The following is a 15365-nucleotide window of genomic DNA, read 5'->3' on the forward strand; positions in this document are numbered from 1 at the left end:
AGAAAAGGGCGGCTCCAGTGGAGCCGCCCTTTCCCTTATCCGAAACGGATCGGCGTAGGAATCACGCGACCGCCGCCTCGTACCGGCGACCGGCCTCGTCCCAGTTCACGACGTCCCACCAGGCCTTCAGATAGCCCGGACGGTCGTTCATGTACGTCAGGTAATAGGCGTGCTCCCACACGTCGTTACCCAGGATCGGCGTGCCCTTGTCGGCGACGACGTCCATCAGCGGGTTGTCCTGGTTCGGGGTCGAGGTGACCTTCAGCTTGCCCTCGGCATCCGCGATCACCCAGGCCCAGCCCGAACCGAACTGGCCAGCGCCCTTGGTGTTGAACTCGTCCTTCAACTTGTCGAGACCGCCGAACGCCTCGATCGCCTCGGCCAGCTTGCCCGAAGGCTGGGTCGTGCCGGGCTTGGTCATGATCTTCCAGAAGAAGTCATGGTTCCAGAAACCGCCGCCATTGTTGCGGACGGCGGCCGGGGCCGACGAGATGTTCGCCAGGATGTCCTCGATCGACTTGCCCTGAAGCGACGTGTCGGCTGCCACCGCCTCGTTCAGCTTGTTGGTGTAGGCGGCATGATGCTTGTCATGGTGGAAGGTCATCGTCTCCTTGGAGATGACCGGCTCCAGCGTGTCATAGTCGTACGGAAGGGGCGGCAGTTCGAAAGCCATCGTGATTGCTCCTTTGGGGTTTGCCTGTGGCAACGCCGGGCGCCTCAAATGGCTCCCCGAACGCGGTTACGCAACCGTTCCGATCAGATCGTGACGACGAAGCGCATGACGAAGCTGATCATAGGACAGGCCCAGCGCCTCGGCCGTGGTCCGCTGGTTGAAGCGATTGTCGGCCAGCGCCTTGGTCAGCAATTCCCGCTCGAACCGGGCGACGCGCGACTTGAAGTCGGATGGGCCGACGTCGCAGGCCGCCACCTCGTCGCCGTCGCTCACCGGCTCGGCGGAGGCGGGCGCATTCCCCTGCTCGCTCCGCGCGGCGGCAGGCGACTGGCCCTGCGGGCGATAGGGCGAGCGGAACGGATCGATCTCGATCGCATCGACCGGTCCCTCGCGGTCCCAGCGATAGACGGCACGCTCGACGACGTTGCGCAGTTCGCGGACATTGCCGGGCCAGCGATGCTCCATCAGCGCATCGGTCGCCGCCGCCCCGAAGCCGGGCCACTCGTTCCAGCCGATCTCGGCCGCCATGCGCCGCCCGAAATGATTGGCCAGCACCATGATATCGCTCTTGCGCGCGCGAAGCGGCGGCAGCGTGACCACCTCGAAGCACAGCCGGTCGAGCAGATCGGCGCGAAACTGATGCGCGGCGACCTTGTCGGGCAAATGCTCGTTGGTCGCCGCCACGATGCGCACATCGACCCGCAGGGGCCGTGACGATCCGATCCGCGTCACCTCGCCATATTCCACCGCGCGCAGCAGCCGGTCCTGCGCCGCCATCGACAACGTGCCCAGTTCGTCCAGGAACAGCGTGCCGCCGCTCGCCTCCTCGAACCGCCCCGCCCGCGCCTTGGTCGCGCCGGTGAAGGCGCCCGCCTCATGGCCGAACAGCTCGGCCTCGATCAGTGTCTCGGGAAGCGCGGCGCAGTTCATGATGACCAAAGGCTGGTCCCAGCGTCCGCTCAGCCGGTGGAGGCGCTCGGCGACCAGTTCCTTGCCGGTCCCGCGCTCGCCGATGACCAGCACGGGACGGTCGAGCGCGGCGGCGCGGCTGGCCCGTTCCAGCGCGTCCAGAAAGGCCCCCGATTGGCCGATGACCTGACTCGTTCGCTCCATTCCCAACAGGTGGCGGATTTTCCCAACGCTTGGCAAGAGTGCAATCGTTGTTTCTCCGCAACTATTGCAAAAACCCCTGGATTTCCGCCATTTTTGAAACTGGCACGCCTCCTGCAAAGCATCTGGCATCCCGCCGACGAGCGGACCGAAACAAAAGAATTCAGGGAGTTTCCACCATGTTCGCCACCACCTTCAGCCGCCAGATCGCCGCCATCGCCTGCACCGTCGTGATGAGCGCCACCTGCCTGATGGGCGCCCTCGCCCCCGCGCATGTCGCCACCAGCACGCCCCCGGTTGCGGCGATCGAGGCACCGACCGCATAATCCCCGAATAGCCGCCATCAAGGAGTATCCGATGGGCATTTTCTCCCGCACCCGCGATATCGTCGCCGCCAATTTCGCCGACCTGCTGGACAAGGCGGAAGACCCCGCGAAGATGATCCGGATGATCATCCTCGAAATGGAGGAAACGCTTGTCGAGGTGCGCGCCTCCGCCGCCCGCACGATCGCCGACCAGAAGGAAATCCGCCGCCACATCATGAAGCTGGACCAGCTTCAGGACAGCTGGACCGAAAAGGCCGAGCTGGCGCTGTCGAAGGATCGCGAGGACCTGGCCAAGGCCGCGCTGATCGAGCGTCAGAAGGCCGCCGACATGGCCGACCAGCTGAAGGCCGAAGTCCAGGTGCTCGACGATGCGCTGCGCGCGTCGGAAGAGGACATCGCCAAGCTGCAGAACAAGCTGCGCGAGGCGCGGACCAAGCAGAATGCGGTCCAGACCCGTCTGGAAAGCGCCAACAACCGCTATCGCCTGCGCGAGATGTGGAACGGCCCGAAGACGCACGACGCGTTCAGCCGCTTCGACATGCTGGAGCGCAAGGTGGACGAGGCCGAGGGCCGCGCGGAAGCGCTGGGCCTGGGCGCGAACCCCAAGACGCTCGAGGACGAGATCGCCGAATTGCGCGCCTCGGACCGGGTCGACGCCGAACTCGCCGCGCTCAAGGCGCGCCTGAACAAGGGGGAGTGAGATGGAGGATATCATCACCCCCGGCATCGCGATCACCACGATCTTCATCGCGCTGCCCTGGCTGATCCTGCACTATATGACGAAGTGGAAGCAGGCGCCCAAGATCACCCATGAGGACGAGCAGCTGCTCGACGAGCTTCACCTGCTCGCGCGCCGCCTGGAGGACCGGGTGAACACCGTCGAACGGATCGTCGCCGCCGACAATCCCAACTTCAAACCCGGTCTTCAGTCCGAATGGCGCCCCGAACCGCGCCTGGGCCAGACCGACTACAGCCTCGATCGGAGGAATTGAGATGACCGCCAGCCGCACCAATTTCTACCTCGACAAGCAGAATGCCAAGTTCAAGGGCGTCTGCTCGGGCATCGCCGACTATACCGGCGTCGATGTGATGTGGGTCCGCGTCGCCGCGGTGCTGCTCACCCTGACCGGGGTCGGCATGCCTTGGGTCCCGCTCGCCTATATGCTGATCGCCTGGATGGCGACGGCCAAGCCGATCGGCCTCTACCAGTCGGACGAGGATGCGAAGTTCTGGCAGGGCGTGCGCAGCAATCCGCGCCGCTCGACCGCCGAGGTCCGCTCGAAGTTCCGCGATCTCGACCGTCGCCTTGCCGATATCGAGCTGCACTATACCAGCCGCAACCGCCAGCTGGCCGACGAGATCGACAGCCTGCGCTGATCGCCGGGGCCACATATCAACTATCCTATGGGAGTATGGATTATGTCTTCGGGAGGACCCGGTTTCGTCTTGGCGATCATCTCGATCTCGATGATCGCATGGGTGGTCACCACCTGGATCCGTGCGAAGCACGGCTATAGCCTGGAAAATGAATGGGGCGGCATGACTCACAAGGGCGACCTTGGAGAGAGCCGCAAGGTCGAACTGCTGACCGTCGAGAACCAGAAGCTGGTCGGCCAGGTCTCTCGACTGGAAGAGCGGATCGCGGTGCTGGAGCGCATCGCCACCGACCCCGCCGAGCGGACCGCGCGCGAAATCGACGCGCTGCGCGATCGCTGAGGGAGGGGATTGATGAACAACATCGCTCTTCTGATCCCCATCATGGGCATCAGCTGCGGCCTGGTCGCCATCATCGGCGGCGTCTTTGTCCGGCCCTGGTTCAAGTATCGCGAAAAGCAGCTGGCCACCGAAGCCTCGATGGTCGCGGAAAAGGCGGCGCAATATGCCGCCCAGACCGAACGGCTCGAACAGCGGGTCCGGGTGCTGGAGCGGATCATCACCGATCGCGGCCTGGCCCTGAGCGACGAGATCGACGGCCTGCGCATACCCGGCGAAACGCCCGTCCGCATCGAACACTGACATAAGTATCTAGAGGGGAGTTACCGCTATGTCCGGCGGACAGTTCATGACCGTTCTGATCGTTGCGATCGTCATGGTCGCCAGCATCTTCAAGGCCAAGCATCGCCGTTCGCCCGGCCTCGACATGGTCGAGCATCTGCGCGGCGACGCCTCGCGCGACACCCAGGCGCTGCGTGCCGAGGTGCAGCAGCTCAAGGAGCGTATCCAGGTCCTGGAACGCGTCATCACCGACGAACGCAAGAGCATCGATCTCGACCGCGAGATCGAGCGGCTGCGCGACCGTTAAGCCACCATTGATACGGACAGGGAGCCCGGATCATGACCGACACCAATCTCTACATCGTGATCGCGACGGCCGGCCTGGCGGGCCTGGCGATGATCGTCACCGCAGGCCTGGCTGGCTGGCGCGGCTGGTTGCAGCTGAAGAACCGCGAGTTCGAACGCAGCCACGAAATGCCCTACCCGCCCGCCGCCTCCGCCGCGTCGCGGATCGAGATGGCGGACCTGAAGGAGCGTATCCGCAAGCTCGAAGCCATCGCCGCCGGGGTCGATCTCTGACCATGACGCGTTTTGCGGCCCTTCGCCGATGGACGACCCGGATCGCCTGTGGCGGCGCGGTCGTCGTCGCCGGGGTGCTCCATGTCCCCGCCGCGCTCGCCTTTCCCTATCGCGCCGATTTCGGGCGGACGACGGTCCTGTCCGAACAGCCGATCGATACGGCCGCGATGGGACAGGTGCTCGCCCGTGCCGACGGGTTGCTGGCGGCAAGCCCGCTCTATCGGCCTGGGCTGTCGCGCCAGCTGGTGCTGACCGATGGGGGCTGGCGCTGGGACATATTGTCGATCGGAGCACGGGGGGCGATCGCGTTCCGGCGGCCCTTCGCCCATGCGCTGATCTTCAACCGCCATTCGGTGGCGGCGGACCGGGTGACGAACGGCGCGCCGCTGGGCGGCGTGCGCACCCTGTCGGGCGCCATCGCGCACGAAATGACTCACCGGCTGATCGCTGACCATATCGGCGAATGGGCAGCCCTTCGCCTTCCCGCCTGGAAGCGCGAAGGCTATCCGGATTATGTCGCCCGGGAAACCAGCGTCCACCCGCAGGACGAGGCGCTGATCCGCGCGCGCGATCCGCATGCGCGGGTGCTGACCTATTATGAGGGGCGTCGCCGCGTGGCGGCCGAACTGGCGCGCAACGGCGGATCGGTGGACGCCCTGCTCCGGGACTAAGCACGCAGGGACTGAACAGTTGTCGTGACGCGCCGTTCGCGGTAGCGCGAGCGCCATGTCCGATCTTGCCGAAATCCGCGACGAATATGAGTTTCTCGACGCCGACGATCGCTATCGCCTGCTGATCGATCTCGGCCGCGCGCTGGAGCCGATGCCCGAGGCGTTGAAGACCGATGCGACGCTGGTGCGGGGATGCTCGGCCTCGGTCTGGGTCTATCCGACCAAGGGTGATGCGGAAGGGCTGCACTTTCTGGCGGATTCGAACGCGGCGATCACCAAGGGGATCATCGCCTTGGTGTTGAAGACGGTGCAGGACAAGACGCCTGCGGAAATCCTGGCGACCGATATCGAGGGCGAGTTGGCGCCGTTCGATTTGCGGAACCAGTTGAGCTCGAACCGGACGCAGGGGATTCCGAACATGATCGCGCTGATCCGGGAGACGGCGGGGCGGTATTGAGGTTCTGGGTGCGGGCTCGGTGAACCCCTTGCCCTCCCCCATCCCCTCCCGCTTGCGGGGGGGGGGCGTGCTTCTTGGCTGGCCCGAACCTACTTCAAAAACGTCTGCCCCATCCCTGACGGTCGACAAAGAGAATTGCCCGCGCCTCTAGCCGCTCCCCTCCCGCAGGCGAGTTTCAGGTCGGTCATGCCCCCGGCATGACCTAAACGATGCGGGGCATCGTTTACCTGAAACTGGGATGGGGGAGGGCCAAGGGGTCTCACTGAGACCGCCACCCCCCAAAAAGTCATTCCCGCCCCAACCGCGCCGCGATCACCTCGACATCCTCGTCCGGCGTCACCACCAGCCATTCCCCCGGCCGACGCCCATCCACCAGCGTCACCGCGTTCTTCGGACACAGGCCCAGGCACTTGGTCTCGACCACCCCGACCGACGCCTTGCGCCCCTTGCCGAAAATCCGCTTGAGGGCCTTCGCCAGCGACGTCTTGCCTTTCGGCCCGAACCCGCCGCCGACCTTTTTCGAGCATTTGCCGCAAACCAGAACCGTCGCTTCCCAGTTCGCCTTGGCGCGACGGATCATTCGGGCTTCCAGCTGCGGCGTTCCTCGGCGGCGCGCAGGACTTCATAGGCTGCCTGCACCTGCTGGAACTTGGTCGCCGCTTCCGGATCGTTGGGGCGGATATCGGGATGGTTCGCCTTGGCAAGGCCACGCCAGGTCGCGCGGATCAGGTCGAACTCGGCATCCGGCTCCAGCCCCAGCGCATCCAGCGCGCGCATCTCGTCGCGCGATCGGCTGCCGTCGCCCGGCCCGGCCCAGGCCTGGTGCTTGGACTGGGCATAGCCTGCGCTCGTCTGCCGTTCCGAGGCTTCGCGCGCGGCGGCTTCCTCGGCGCTCAGGCCCTGAAAATAGTCCCAGCCGCGATTATACTCGGCGGCATGCGCCTCGCAGAAATACCAGCGGTCGGGGCTGTTGGGGGATTTGGGGGCCGGGCAATTGCCCGGTTGGTCGCAACCATGCCGGTCACAGATACGCACCGGCTTGGCCTCCCGCGACGCGCCATAGCTGCGCCAGCGGGGGAAGCCCCAGTCGTTGGATCGGGTAGAAGAACGCGCCACGCCGGCCGATTTAAGCGACTTGCGCGCCGGTGCAAGCGTCCGCGCCGCGCTTTGCGGGACAGAGCCTTCAAATGCCCGCTGAATCGCTTGACCGACAATGGTTCCCTCGGTCATGAATTATCCGTCATCATATATTCATGTCCGTACCGGGCATATGCGGACGCCTAGTTTTGACAGGAGCCAGCGTGGCCCAAAGTCGTTCCTTCCTGGCCACCGCAAGAGCGGACATACCGGCCTCCATCGTGGTGGCGCTGGTCGCCCTGCCCCTCTGCCTCGGTGTCGCGGTCGCGTCGGGCGCCCCGCCCTTTGCGGGCATGATCGCGGGGATCGCGGGCGGTCTGGTCGTCGGCTTCCTCTCCAAATCGCCCTTGTCGGTCGCGGGCCCCGCCGCCGGTTTGACCGTCATCGTGTTCGAGGCGATCGAGCGGCTGCCCAGTTTCCAGGTCTTCCTGCTGGCCGTGATGCTGGCGGGCATCCTCCAGCTGGCTTTCTCCTTCACCCGCGCGGGCGTGCTGGCCGAGTTCGTCCCTTCTTCGGTCATCACCGGCATGCTGGCAGCGATCGGCCTGATCCTGATCCTCAAGCAGATCCCCCATGCCATCGGCTATGACGGCGATTTCGAGGGCAGCTTCGAATATGCCAGCCGGGCGGGCGGCAACACCTTCACCGACCTGTGGACCAGCGTCAGCAACGATATCGCGCCGGGCGCGGTGCTGATCGGCGCGGTTTCGCTGGCCTTCCTGTTCTGGTGGGATCACGCCAAGCCCAAGCAGGGCCCGCTGCGGCTGCTGCCCGGGCCGCTGGTCGTCGTCGTCATCGGCGTGGTGGGCAACATGATCCTGGGCGCGACGCGGCCCGACTGGCAGCTGGCGGGCGCGCATCTGGTCCGCGTGCCGGTCGCGGGAAGCGCGTCGCAGTTCCTCGGCCAGTTCCAGCTTCCCGACTTCTCGGCGATCGGCATGGGTGCGGTATGGACCACCGCGATCACACTCGCCATCGTCGCCAGCCTGGAATCGCTGCTGAGCGTCAAGGCGGTCGACGAGCTCGATCCGCGCCGCCGCACCACCGACAAGAACTGGGAGCTGATGGCACAGGGTGGCGGCAATATCGTCTCCGGCCTGCTCGGCGGCCTGCCCGTCACCTCGGTGATCGTGCGATCTTCGGCCAATGTCGATGCGGGCGCGGAGAGCAAGCTGTCGACCATGCTGCATGCCACCTGGCTGCTGATCTCGGTCGCGCTGATCCCGGTCGTGTTGAACCAGATTCCGCTGGCCGCGCTGGCGGCCGTGCTGATCGCCACCGGCTACAAGCTGTGCAAGCCCAAGCTGTTCACCGAGCGGTACAAGCAGGGGTGGAGCCAGTTCATCCCCTTCATCGTCACCATCCTGGCGATCCTGCGCACCGACCTGCTGATCGGCATCCTGGTCGGGCTGGTCGTCGGCTTCGTCTTCGTCGTGGCGCGCAATTTCCGCCCCGCGCTGACCTATGCCTATGACGATGGCGACTGCCTGATCCGGGCGCGGCGCAACCTGTACTTCATCCACAAGTACGAATTGCAGAAGTCGCTCGCCAAGGTGCCGGACGGTGCCAATCTGCTGATCGACCTGTCCTCGACCTCCTATGTCGACCTGGACAATGTCGACATCATCAACGCCTTCATCAAGGGCGCCGACTTCCGGGGCATCAGCGTGATCGTGCGCGGCGACATCGCCGAGCGGACTGCCCCGCTCATCAATGCCCCATCGACGGGAGTGCGCTACGCATGAGGGAATATAAGCAGCTCCTGCTCGCCAATAAGGCATGGGCCACCGAACTCCTCGAGGAGAAGACCGACTTCTTTCAGCGGCAGACGGTGGGTCAGAAGCCCGACTTTCTGTGGATCGGCTGTTCCGACAGCCGGGTGACGCCCGAGCAGATGACCATGACCCCGCCGGGCGGCATGTTCCTGCACCGCAACATCGCCAATCTCGTTCATGACGACGATCTGAACCTGTTGTCGGTCGTGCAATATGCGGTCGACGTGCTGAAGGTCCGCCATGTCATCCTGTGCGGCCATCATGGCTGCGGCGGCGTGCTGGCGACGCTGGAGGGCGGCACGCAGGGACCGGTCGACCAGTGGCTGGGCAATGCCCGCGACGTGCTGCACCGCCACCGGGACGAGATCGACGCCCAGCCGGATCAGGCGTCGAAGGTCAACCGGCTGGTCGAGGTGAACGTGATGGAGCAGCTGCGCCACCTCGCCCGGCTCGACACGATCCAGAAGGCGTTTGCCGAGAAGCGCGAGCTATGGCTTCACGGCTGGGTCTATGACATGCGCGACGGGCATATCAAAACCCTGCTGGAGATCGATGCGGACACCGATCTCGACAGCCTGACCCGGCCCGACAAGGTGTTGGTGTAGGGTCCAATCAATGTTCATCTCGATGCCCCCTCGCCCCTCACAGAGGGGAGAGGGTTGCGCAGACTTGGCCTTTGCGAGAGCAAAGGCTTAGTCGGAGCTGGGTGAGGGGTGAGCGCTCGAAGAGCGCGCGAGCCGAAGGCTCGCTCGACCCCTCACCCAAGCTGCGCTAGCCAGCAGGGCTGGCAAGCTCCGCTAACCCTCTCCCCTGTCCAGGGGAGAGGGATGAAGAAATTACGATCGATAACAGCTTAGCCGAACCGATCACTTCGGCACCTGGAACCGGATGCCGCTCACGCTGGCGCCGCAGCCCAGTCCGCCATCGGGGCGATAGGTCTTTTCATAACGCATCGTCGTGAAGGCCTTCTCGGCCGCCTGCGAGAAGATGAAGGGCGGATAGCTGACCAGCGTCCGGGCATTGGCGACCCGGCCATCGGCGCTGATATCGAACTGGTTGCGCACCCAGCCCTCGAACCCCCAGCGCTGCGCCTCTTGCGGGAAGGCGCTGCTGCCGGGGTAGGTCACGACCTTGGGCATCGCATCCAGCGTCGCGCATTGCGAGGCGGCCAGCCCGCTCTTCTCGAAGGTCTCGCGCGCCAAGGCTAGGTCGCCCTGCCGCTTGGCCGCCGAGGCCAGCCGGATCAGCGCACCCACGCGCAGCGGATCGCGCGGGTCCAGGCCCTTGTCATCCGCCACCTGTTGCAGATAGGGCCCCGCATATTTCTCGCCGGTCCGGTCCGCGATCCACAGACGCAGCGCGGCGCGTGCCTGCGGGTCTTCGGCAAAGGACTTTTGCGCGAGCAGCGGGCTCATGACGGCGGCATAACGCCCTGCCCCGCGCCAGTCGCGGTTGCGCCCCTCCTGTGCCGGAATGGCAAAGACCAGTTGCGCGATGGCGGGCATGTCCGATGCGGCGGCCAGCGGCTGGGCCTTCGCGATCAGGGCGGCGCGGTCATCGCTGCCCAGCGTCGGATTTTCGAGCATCTGCGAGGCGGCGGCCAGGATGGCGGGCGCCTGCCCCTTGGCCTCGGCCGCGGCAAGCGCCGCGCGCTGCCGGGTCAGGGCCTCGGCGCCAACCGAACCGGACTTTGCCGGGGCCGCCACACCTTTCTTCTCCAGCCATTCGGCAAAGCTGGCATTGACCGCATCGCCGATCGCGGGACGGCTATAGGCGGTCGAACAGCGCATTTCCAACCGGACATTGTACCGGAAGAAGGGCGGCAATTCCTTCAACTCCTCGGGCAACCAGAACCATTCCCGGACCGCGCGGGCAAAGGCCAGTCCCTTGGCACCGCCGCTGGAGGAATAGATGGGCTCGACGCCGAACACCGTTCCGTCGTCACCGACGCTGAACTGGATCACGGCGACGTCTTCGGGCTTCAGGTCGGTCTCGCCACCGCATTCGGGCGGGGCCATCATGCTGGCGGCCCTGAAGCTGCCCTTGGTCGAGCGACCCGCGCCCGTATAGGCCATATATTCGCGGGCGCTGTCCTCGTGATGGGTCAGCAGCGCGGCGATGGCGGCATCCGAACGTGCGGCGACGTCGCGGAGGTCGACCTTGTTCAGCGTCATGCCACCCAGCAGCGTCACGATCTTGGGCGCCATCCTGTTGGCTTCGTCCAGCCGCCCGGTATTCATCGCCAGACGCAGACGTGCCTGCTCCAGCGCGGCCTGGTCGCCCTTGCTGAGCGTGAGCTTCGGCGCCAGCGCATCGGCCTGGGCAAGCGTGGCCTGTGCCTCGCTCGGATCGGTGAAGGTCTGGGTGCGTACGGTCGCCAGCAGCGCGGCCATCCGCCCGATATCGTCGGGGGACTCCGCCGCCGCCTTGCGATACTCGGCCGTGGCATCGGCATAGTCGAGCGATGCGGTGGCGATGCCGCCCAGCTTCATGTGTGCGGCGAACCGGTCCTCGGCCAGCGAGGGGTCTTTGGCAGGCAGCACGGCCAGACCGGCGCGAATCGCCGCCGCCGCGTCGTCGATCTGCCCCAGCCGGAACTGCGCGCCGCCCTTGCGGACCATCGCGATCGCCCAGGTCCGGCTGCCCGGCTTGACCTGCGCGACGATGCGGTTCCATGCGGCCAGCGCCGCCGCCGGGTCCTGGCCCGCGTCCAGGGCGGTCGCGGCGTCATATTGCTGCTGCATGGTCTGGGCCGGAGCCGGAGCCGCCTGCTGCGCCGTGGCCGCGGCGCCCGTCGCGACGATCAGTCCCGCCAACGTGGCCGTTACGAAATTCGTGCTAGTCTTCATGTCCCCGCGCCCTCCCAAGCCGAGTTTGGCGGGACGCTGCCCGAATTCGCGGGCGAAAGCCAGAGGGCCTGTAAGCCGGGTTCTGTCCACCGGCCGAAGCCGGATGGGCGACCATTCTTCTAGGACGATGCTTGCACATCGCCTCAAGCAACCAACCCGGATAGCGGGCGGGAACGCGCCCCGACGCCTTGCGGCGCCATGCCATCCCTATTCGGTCTTGCTCCCGGTGGGGTTTGCCATGCCGTTTCCGTTACCGGACCCGCGGTGCGCTTTTACCGCACCCTTTCACCCTGACCTGGCCGAAGCCGTGGCCGTCTGCTCTCTGTGGCACTGTCCCTGGGGTCGCCCCCGCCGGGCGTTACCCGGCACCGTTATTCCGTGGAGCCCGGACTTTCCTCGCCCCCGGTTACCCGAGGCCGCGGCCGCCCGGCCCTCTGACTGGGGGTGCGTGTAGCGGGAATGGGCGGGAGGGCAAGGGGTTTGTGGTTAAGGTCACGGCGTGGCCTTCGACTTCGCTCAGGCGGAACGGAGGTTGGGGATTAGCCCCATTTCCCCGCCCCGTTCGGGCTGAGCGAAGTCGAAGCCCACGCCCCTCCCCCTCAATCGTCCCCCTGCGGACGCGGCAGCAGCAGCGCCAGCAGGATCATCCGGCACTCCGCATCGATCTCGCCATCGATCAACTCGGGCCGGAACCGCCGTTGGAACGCCATGATCGCCGCCATCCGGTCGGTCACGTCATAGCCGAACCGCTCCAGCGCCAGGCAGAAGCCCGCCTCGGTCCACATCGGGTCCATCAGGTTCTTGGTCGGGCGGGGCAGCGCCAGACGCCGCCGGGCCAGCGTCCCCCAGGGGAACAGCTCGCCCGGATCGCGCTTGCGGGCGGGCGCGATGTCGGAATGGCCGACGATGTTGCCGCGCGTGATGCCGTGCCGCTTCTGGATATCGGCGACCAGTTCCATCACCGCCGCGATCTGTTCATCGGGGAACGGACGATAGCCCCAGTCATGGCCGGGATTGACGATCTCGATCCCGATGCTCGCGGAATTCACATCCTCGATCGACCGCCAGTGCGAGCGGCCCGCATGCCAGGCCCGCTCCGCCTCGTCGACCATGCGCAGCACGGTGCCGTCCTCGGCGACGAGATAATGGCATGACACCTTGGCCTCCGGATCGCGCAGTCGGGCGATGGCCGACTCCGCATCCTGCATCCCCGTATAGTGCAATACGATCATGCTGATCGGCAGGCTACGCGCGTCGAAATTGGGTGACGGCGTGTCGACGATCGTCATGCAACCTCCTGAACGACCCCGGTTCGTCCGCCCCTGTTAGCGGGAAGCCCGGCTCAAGGATATGGCTTCATGCACCGATCGGCGGATCCGTTACGTCGCTTTTCTGGTAGACACCGCGCCCGACCGAGGCGAGCTGGAACAGGTCGGTCTGGCCGATCACCGTTTCACCAGCGCCCAGGACCAGCAGGCCGGTGGGCCGCATCGCGGATGCGATGGTGCGAAAGGCGCGCTTCTTCGGCTCGGCCGCGAAATAGAGCATGACGTTGCGGCACAGCACCAGGTCGAACGATCCGCAGGGCGCCGGATCGACCGTCAGGTTCATCTGGCGGAACGAGATGTGGCGCAGCAGCTCCGGCCGTACCACCCATTCGTTGTTCGGACGCCCGTCGAACCAGCGGACCATCTGGCGGATGGGCAGGCCGCGCTGCACCTCGAACTGGGTGTAGCAGCCGCTGCGCGCGCGGGCGATGGCGGCTTCGGATACGTCGGTCGCGATGATCTCGGGCACCGGCGTGCCGTGCGCCTGTTGCCGCTCGGCGAACATCATCGCCAGCGACAAGGGCTCCTGCCCGGTCGAGCAGCCCGCGCTCCAGATGCGGGCGCGGCGCCCGTCGCGCTCCACCTCGGCGACCGTTTCGAGGATATGCTCGAAGACATGCGGATCGCGGAAGAACGAGGTTTCGCCATTTACCAGCGCGTCGATCACGCGGCCCGCCAGCTGGGGATCGCGCCCGTCGAGGACGGCACAGACCAGCTGGTCCAGCGTTTCCATGCGCCGTTCGCGCATCAGGGGCAGGAGTACCGTGTCGACACGGGTCGACCGATGGCTGGCGATCTGCTGGCCGGTCCGGGCCTCCAGCAGCGCACTGAGCACGGCGAGCGACTGGCCCGACATGGGGGACTGCGCCATCGCCATGCTCCCGGGTCGGACGGGGGGCGCAGGCGTCCAGCTTGAGGCCAGGACCATCAGCAGGACCCTCCCGCCGCGATCATCGCGCCGACCGCGTCCGGGGTCATCACCAGATCGGCCAGACCGTCGGTGACGATCGCGCCGGGCATGCCCCAGACGACGGCGCTGTCCCGATCCTGCGCAACGATAGTCCCCCCTGCGGCCTTCAACATCCTGGCTCCCTCCAGTCCGTCACGCCCCATGCCCGTCAGCACGATACCCCAGGCCCGCTCGCCCCATAGCTCGGCCATCGAGGCGAACATCGGATCGACCGAAGGCAGGCAGCCGCTGCGTGCGCGCTCATGCTTCAGCCGGATCGCCGCGCTGCCATCGGTCAGCCGGACGAAGGTGACGTGTGCATCGCCGGGAGCGACGAGGATTTCGCCGGGCCGCACGCGCATCCGGTCCTGCGCCATGATGCACGGACGGTGCGCGACGGCGGTCAGCTGCGCCGCGAAAAAGGGGATGAAGGTGGCGGGCAGATGCTGCGTCACCACGATCGGCACCGTCATCGTTGCCGGAATGGGCGCCAGCAGCTTGGCGAGCGCATGGATACCGCCGGTCGAGGCACCGATGCCGATAATGTCGGGCAAGGACCGCTGGACGGCCGTGCGCGTCCGGCTGCTCAGCGGCGAGACCGGCGTGGGGGCGGCTTGCGCGGGGCGGTCCATCGATTGGGCAAGCCCGTCGAGCTTCTGCAACAGGATGTCGCCGAACTCGGCCAGTCCCTGCGGCCGGGGCTTGTCGAGCGTATCGGCCGCGCCGTGCGCCAGCGCCTGCACCGCCGCCGCACCCCCCGCCGGGGTCGACGCCGAGACGATGATGACGCGGGCGCCCCGCCCCGCCGTGATCAGTCGGGGCAGCGCGGTGATACCGTCGACGCCCGGCATCTCGACATCGAGCAGGATGATATCGGCCGCATGGTCGTTCAGAAAGGTAAGGGCCGCCTCGACATGGGTGACCGCGCCGATCACACGAAACCGCTCATGCGGCTCGATCTGGCGCGCGATCAACGCCCGGGCGACCGCCGAATCGTCGACGATCAGCACCCGCGTCGGCCCATCCTGCCCATGGGTGGACGGCGAGGCCTGAAGGGCAGTCAAGGGATTGGAGCTCATGGCGCGGTCCCAGGCGCAGGTCCTGCCGGATCAGATCATGCCGACGAGCTGGAGCTTGCTTTCCAGCGTGTCGCGGTCGAACGGCTTCATGATATATTCGTCGGCCCCGGCATCGATCGCCGCGCGGATATGGGCCATGCCGTTTTCGGTGGTGCAGAAGACGATCCGTGGCCGCCGCGCCAGATTGGCGTCGCGCAGCGCCCGCAGGAAATCCATGCCGCTCATCACCGGCATGTTCCAGTCGAGCAGGATGACATCGGGAACCTCCTCCAGACACGCCTCCAGCGCCTCGCGGCCGTCCCCCGCCTCGCGAACCTGCAGGTCCAGCGTTTCCAATATGTGACGCGCGACCTTGCGGATCACCTTGGAGTCATCGACGACGAGACAGGTTTTCATTCGGTACGCCCTATTCCTACCCGGATCCCAGCGGGACCTGC

General features: G+C 66.2%; 21 protein-coding genes and 1 other RNA gene. 12 read left to right on the forward strand and 10 right to left on the reverse strand.

Annotated elements, in window-relative coordinates; all coding sequences use genetic code 11:
* Positions 1–61 precede the first annotated feature (61 nt).
* Both ACWKSV_RS07440 and pspF read right to left on the reverse strand, forming a co-directional pair.
* Positions 62–673 (reverse strand): superoxide dismutase, encoded by a 612-nt coding sequence (locus ACWKSV_RS07440; protein ID WP_056433929.1) that lies wholly within the window; start codon positions 671–673, stop codon positions 62–64.
* Between the two features lie 66 nt (positions 674–739).
* A complete protein-coding gene (pspF, locus tag ACWKSV_RS07445) occupies positions 740–1786 on the reverse strand; it encodes a phage shock protein operon transcriptional activator (protein WP_056433931.1) in 1047 nt (348 codons plus the stop codon).
* 176 nt (positions 1787–1962) lie between these two features.
* Here pspF and ACWKSV_RS07450 point away from each other — a divergent pair, with 176 nt between their 5' ends.
* The 10 genes from ACWKSV_RS07450 to ACWKSV_RS07495 are packed head-to-tail and all read left to right on the forward strand — an operon-like array spanning position 1963 to position 5811.
* A complete protein-coding gene (locus ACWKSV_RS07450; RefSeq protein WP_172839675.1) occupies positions 1963–2109 on the forward strand; it encodes a hypothetical protein in 147 nt (48 codons plus the stop codon).
* 31 nt (positions 2110–2140) lie between these two features.
* Positions 2141–2809, forward strand: a complete 669-nt coding sequence (gene pspA, locus ACWKSV_RS07455) for a phage shock protein PspA (protein ID WP_056433933.1) — start codon at positions 2141–2143, stop codon at positions 2807–2809.
* A gap of 1 nt (position 2810) precedes the next feature.
* Positions 2811–3101 carry an envelope stress response membrane protein PspB gene (gene pspB / locus ACWKSV_RS07460; RefSeq protein ID WP_056433936.1) on the forward strand — a complete coding sequence of 97 codons (291 nt, stop codon included), beginning with the start codon at positions 2811–2813 and terminating at the stop codon, positions 3099–3101.
* Between the two features lies 1 nt (position 3102).
* Entirely contained in the window at positions 3103–3486 is a 384-nt protein-coding gene (gene pspC / locus ACWKSV_RS07465; RefSeq protein WP_056433939.1) for an envelope stress response membrane protein PspC, read from the forward strand.
* Positions 3487–3528: 42 nt separating this feature from the next.
* Positions 3529–3825: a hypothetical protein gene (locus tag ACWKSV_RS07470; RefSeq protein ID WP_076716812.1), complete on the forward strand. Its 297-nt coding sequence runs from the start codon at positions 3529–3531 to the stop codon at positions 3823–3825.
* A 12-nt stretch (positions 3826–3837) separates the two neighbouring features.
* On the forward strand, positions 3838–4125 hold the full coding sequence (locus ACWKSV_RS07475) for a hypothetical protein (protein WP_076716813.1): 288 nt from the start codon (positions 3838–3840) through the stop codon (positions 4123–4125).
* Positions 4126–4171: 46 nt separating this feature from the next.
* Complete coding sequence (locus tag ACWKSV_RS07480; RefSeq protein ID WP_056434531.1) at positions 4172–4411, forward strand: hypothetical protein; 240 nt, start codon at positions 4172–4174, stop codon at positions 4409–4411.
* A 32-nt stretch (positions 4412–4443) separates the two neighbouring features.
* A complete protein-coding gene (locus tag ACWKSV_RS07485) occupies positions 4444–4683 on the forward strand; it encodes a hypothetical protein (RefSeq protein WP_076716817.1) in 240 nt (79 codons plus the stop codon).
* Positions 4684–4685: 2 nt separating this feature from the next.
* A complete protein-coding gene (locus ACWKSV_RS07490; RefSeq protein ID WP_191864930.1) occupies positions 4686–5354 on the forward strand; it encodes a hypothetical protein in 669 nt (222 codons plus the stop codon).
* A 55-nt stretch (positions 5355–5409) separates the two neighbouring features.
* Entirely contained in the window at positions 5410–5811 is a 402-nt protein-coding gene (locus ACWKSV_RS07495) for a SufE family protein (protein WP_076716820.1), read from the forward strand.
* Positions 5812–6097: 286 nt separating this feature from the next.
* On the opposite strand, the gene ACWKSV_RS07500 is transcribed toward ACWKSV_RS07495, so the two are convergent.
* Both ACWKSV_RS07500 and ACWKSV_RS07505 read right to left on the reverse strand, forming a co-directional pair.
* A complete protein-coding gene (locus ACWKSV_RS07500) occupies positions 6098–6391 on the reverse strand; it encodes a hypothetical protein (RefSeq protein WP_076716822.1) in 294 nt (97 codons plus the stop codon).
* Positions 6388–6927: a J domain-containing protein gene (locus tag ACWKSV_RS07505; RefSeq protein ID WP_056434533.1), complete on the reverse strand. Its 540-nt coding sequence runs from the start codon at positions 6925–6927 to the stop codon at positions 6388–6390. The genes ACWKSV_RS07500 and ACWKSV_RS07505 overlap by 4 nt, the downstream gene beginning before the upstream one ends.
* A 185-nt stretch (positions 6928–7112) precedes the next feature.
* Here ACWKSV_RS07505 and ACWKSV_RS07510 point away from each other — a divergent pair, with 185 nt between their 5' ends.
* Both ACWKSV_RS07510 and ACWKSV_RS07515 read left to right on the forward strand, forming a co-directional pair.
* Positions 7113–8693, forward strand: coding sequence for a SulP family inorganic anion transporter (locus ACWKSV_RS07510; protein ID WP_076716824.1), 1581 nt, complete (start codon positions 7113–7115; stop codon positions 8691–8693).
* Positions 8690–9328, forward strand: coding sequence for a carbonic anhydrase (locus ACWKSV_RS07515; protein ID WP_076716826.1), 639 nt, complete (start codon positions 8690–8692; stop codon positions 9326–9328). Before ACWKSV_RS07510 ends, ACWKSV_RS07515 begins: the two co-directional genes overlap by 4 nt.
* Before the next feature lie 261 nt (positions 9329–9589).
* On the opposite strand, the gene ACWKSV_RS07520 is transcribed toward ACWKSV_RS07515, so the two are convergent.
* The 6 genes from ACWKSV_RS07520 to ACWKSV_RS07545 form a co-directional block, all read right to left on the reverse strand.
* Positions 9590–11572, reverse strand: a complete 1983-nt coding sequence (locus ACWKSV_RS07520) for an energy transducer TonB (RefSeq protein WP_076716828.1) — start codon at positions 11570–11572, stop codon at positions 9590–9592.
* Positions 11573–11627: 55 nt separating this feature from the next.
* Positions 11628–12010: RNase P RNA component class A (rnpB, locus tag ACWKSV_RS07525), an RNA gene on the reverse strand.
* A 161-nt stretch (positions 12011–12171) separates the two neighbouring features.
* Entirely contained in the window at positions 12172–12861 is a 690-nt protein-coding gene (locus tag ACWKSV_RS07530) for an N-acetylmuramoyl-L-alanine amidase (protein WP_056433966.1), read from the reverse strand.
* Positions 12862–12928: 67 nt separating this feature from the next.
* On the reverse strand, positions 12929–13771 hold the full coding sequence (locus tag ACWKSV_RS07535) for a CheR family methyltransferase (protein WP_330218781.1): 843 nt from the start codon (positions 13769–13771) through the stop codon (positions 12929–12931).
* A 56-nt stretch (positions 13772–13827) separates the two neighbouring features.
* Entirely contained in the window at positions 13828–14928 is a 1101-nt protein-coding gene (gene cheB / locus ACWKSV_RS07540; RefSeq protein ID WP_076716829.1) for a chemotaxis-specific protein-glutamate methyltransferase CheB, read from the reverse strand.
* Between the two features lie 30 nt (positions 14929–14958).
* The gene (locus ACWKSV_RS07545; protein ID WP_056433970.1) at positions 14959–15324 is read right to left on the reverse strand and encodes a response regulator; all 366 of its coding nucleotides are present in this window, start codon (positions 15322–15324) and stop codon (positions 14959–14961) included.
* Positions 15325–15365: the final 41 nt, after the last annotated feature.

Source organism: Sphingomonas sp. SphC10 (assembly GCF_057004845.1).

Coding starts and splice junctions, on each gene's coding strand:
- ACWKSV_RS07470 (WP_076716812.1), top strand. CDS start 3,529: ATGTCTTCGGGAGGACCCGGTTTCGTCTTGGCGATCATCTCGATCTCG.
- ACWKSV_RS07530 (WP_056433966.1), bottom strand. CDS start 12,861: ATGACGATCGTCGACACGCCGTCACCCAATTTCGACGCGCGTAGCCTG.
- ACWKSV_RS07495 (WP_076716820.1), top strand. CDS start 5,410: ATGTCCGATCTTGCCGAAATCCGCGACGAATATGAGTTTCTCGACGCC.
- ACWKSV_RS07515 (WP_076716826.1), top strand. CDS start 8,690: ATGAGGGAATATAAGCAGCTCCTGCTCGCCAATAAGGCATGGGCCACC.
- ACWKSV_RS07520 (WP_076716828.1), bottom strand. CDS start 11,572: ATGAAGACTAGCACGAATTTCGTAACGGCCACGTTGGCGGGACTGATC.
- ACWKSV_RS07535 (WP_330218781.1), bottom strand. CDS start 13,771: ATGGCGCAGTCCCCCATGTCGGGCCAGTCGCTCGCCGTGCTCAGTGCG.
- ACWKSV_RS07480 (WP_056434531.1), top strand. CDS start 4,172: ATGACCGTTCTGATCGTTGCGATCGTCATGGTCGCCAGCATCTTCAAG.
- ACWKSV_RS07485 (WP_076716817.1), top strand. CDS start 4,444: ATGACCGACACCAATCTCTACATCGTGATCGCGACGGCCGGCCTGGCG.
- ACWKSV_RS07490 (WP_191864930.1), top strand. CDS start 4,686: ATGACGCGTTTTGCGGCCCTTCGCCGATGGACGACCCGGATCGCCTGT.
- ACWKSV_RS07450 (WP_172839675.1), top strand. CDS start 1,963: ATGTTCGCCACCACCTTCAGCCGCCAGATCGCCGCCATCGCCTGCACC.
- cheB (WP_076716829.1), bottom strand. CDS start 14,928: ATGAGCTCCAATCCCTTGACTGCCCTTCAGGCCTCGCCGTCCACCCAT.
- ACWKSV_RS07475 (WP_076716813.1), top strand. CDS start 3,838: ATGAACAACATCGCTCTTCTGATCCCCATCATGGGCATCAGCTGCGGC.
- pspB (WP_056433936.1), top strand. CDS start 2,811: ATGGAGGATATCATCACCCCCGGCATCGCGATCACCACGATCTTCATC.
- pspF (WP_056433931.1), bottom strand. CDS start 1,786: ATGGAGCGAACGAGTCAGGTCATCGGCCAATCGGGGGCCTTTCTGGAC.
- ACWKSV_RS07545 (WP_056433970.1), bottom strand. CDS start 15,324: ATGAAAACCTGTCTCGTCGTCGATGACTCCAAGGTGATCCGCAAGGTC.
- pspA (WP_056433933.1), top strand. CDS start 2,141: ATGGGCATTTTCTCCCGCACCCGCGATATCGTCGCCGCCAATTTCGCC.
- ACWKSV_RS07500 (WP_076716822.1), bottom strand. CDS start 6,391: ATGATCCGTCGCGCCAAGGCGAACTGGGAAGCGACGGTTCTGGTTTGC.
- ACWKSV_RS07440 (WP_056433929.1), bottom strand. CDS start 673: ATGGCTTTCGAACTGCCGCCCCTTCCGTACGACTATGACACGCTGGAG.
- pspC (WP_056433939.1), top strand. CDS start 3,103: ATGACCGCCAGCCGCACCAATTTCTACCTCGACAAGCAGAATGCCAAG.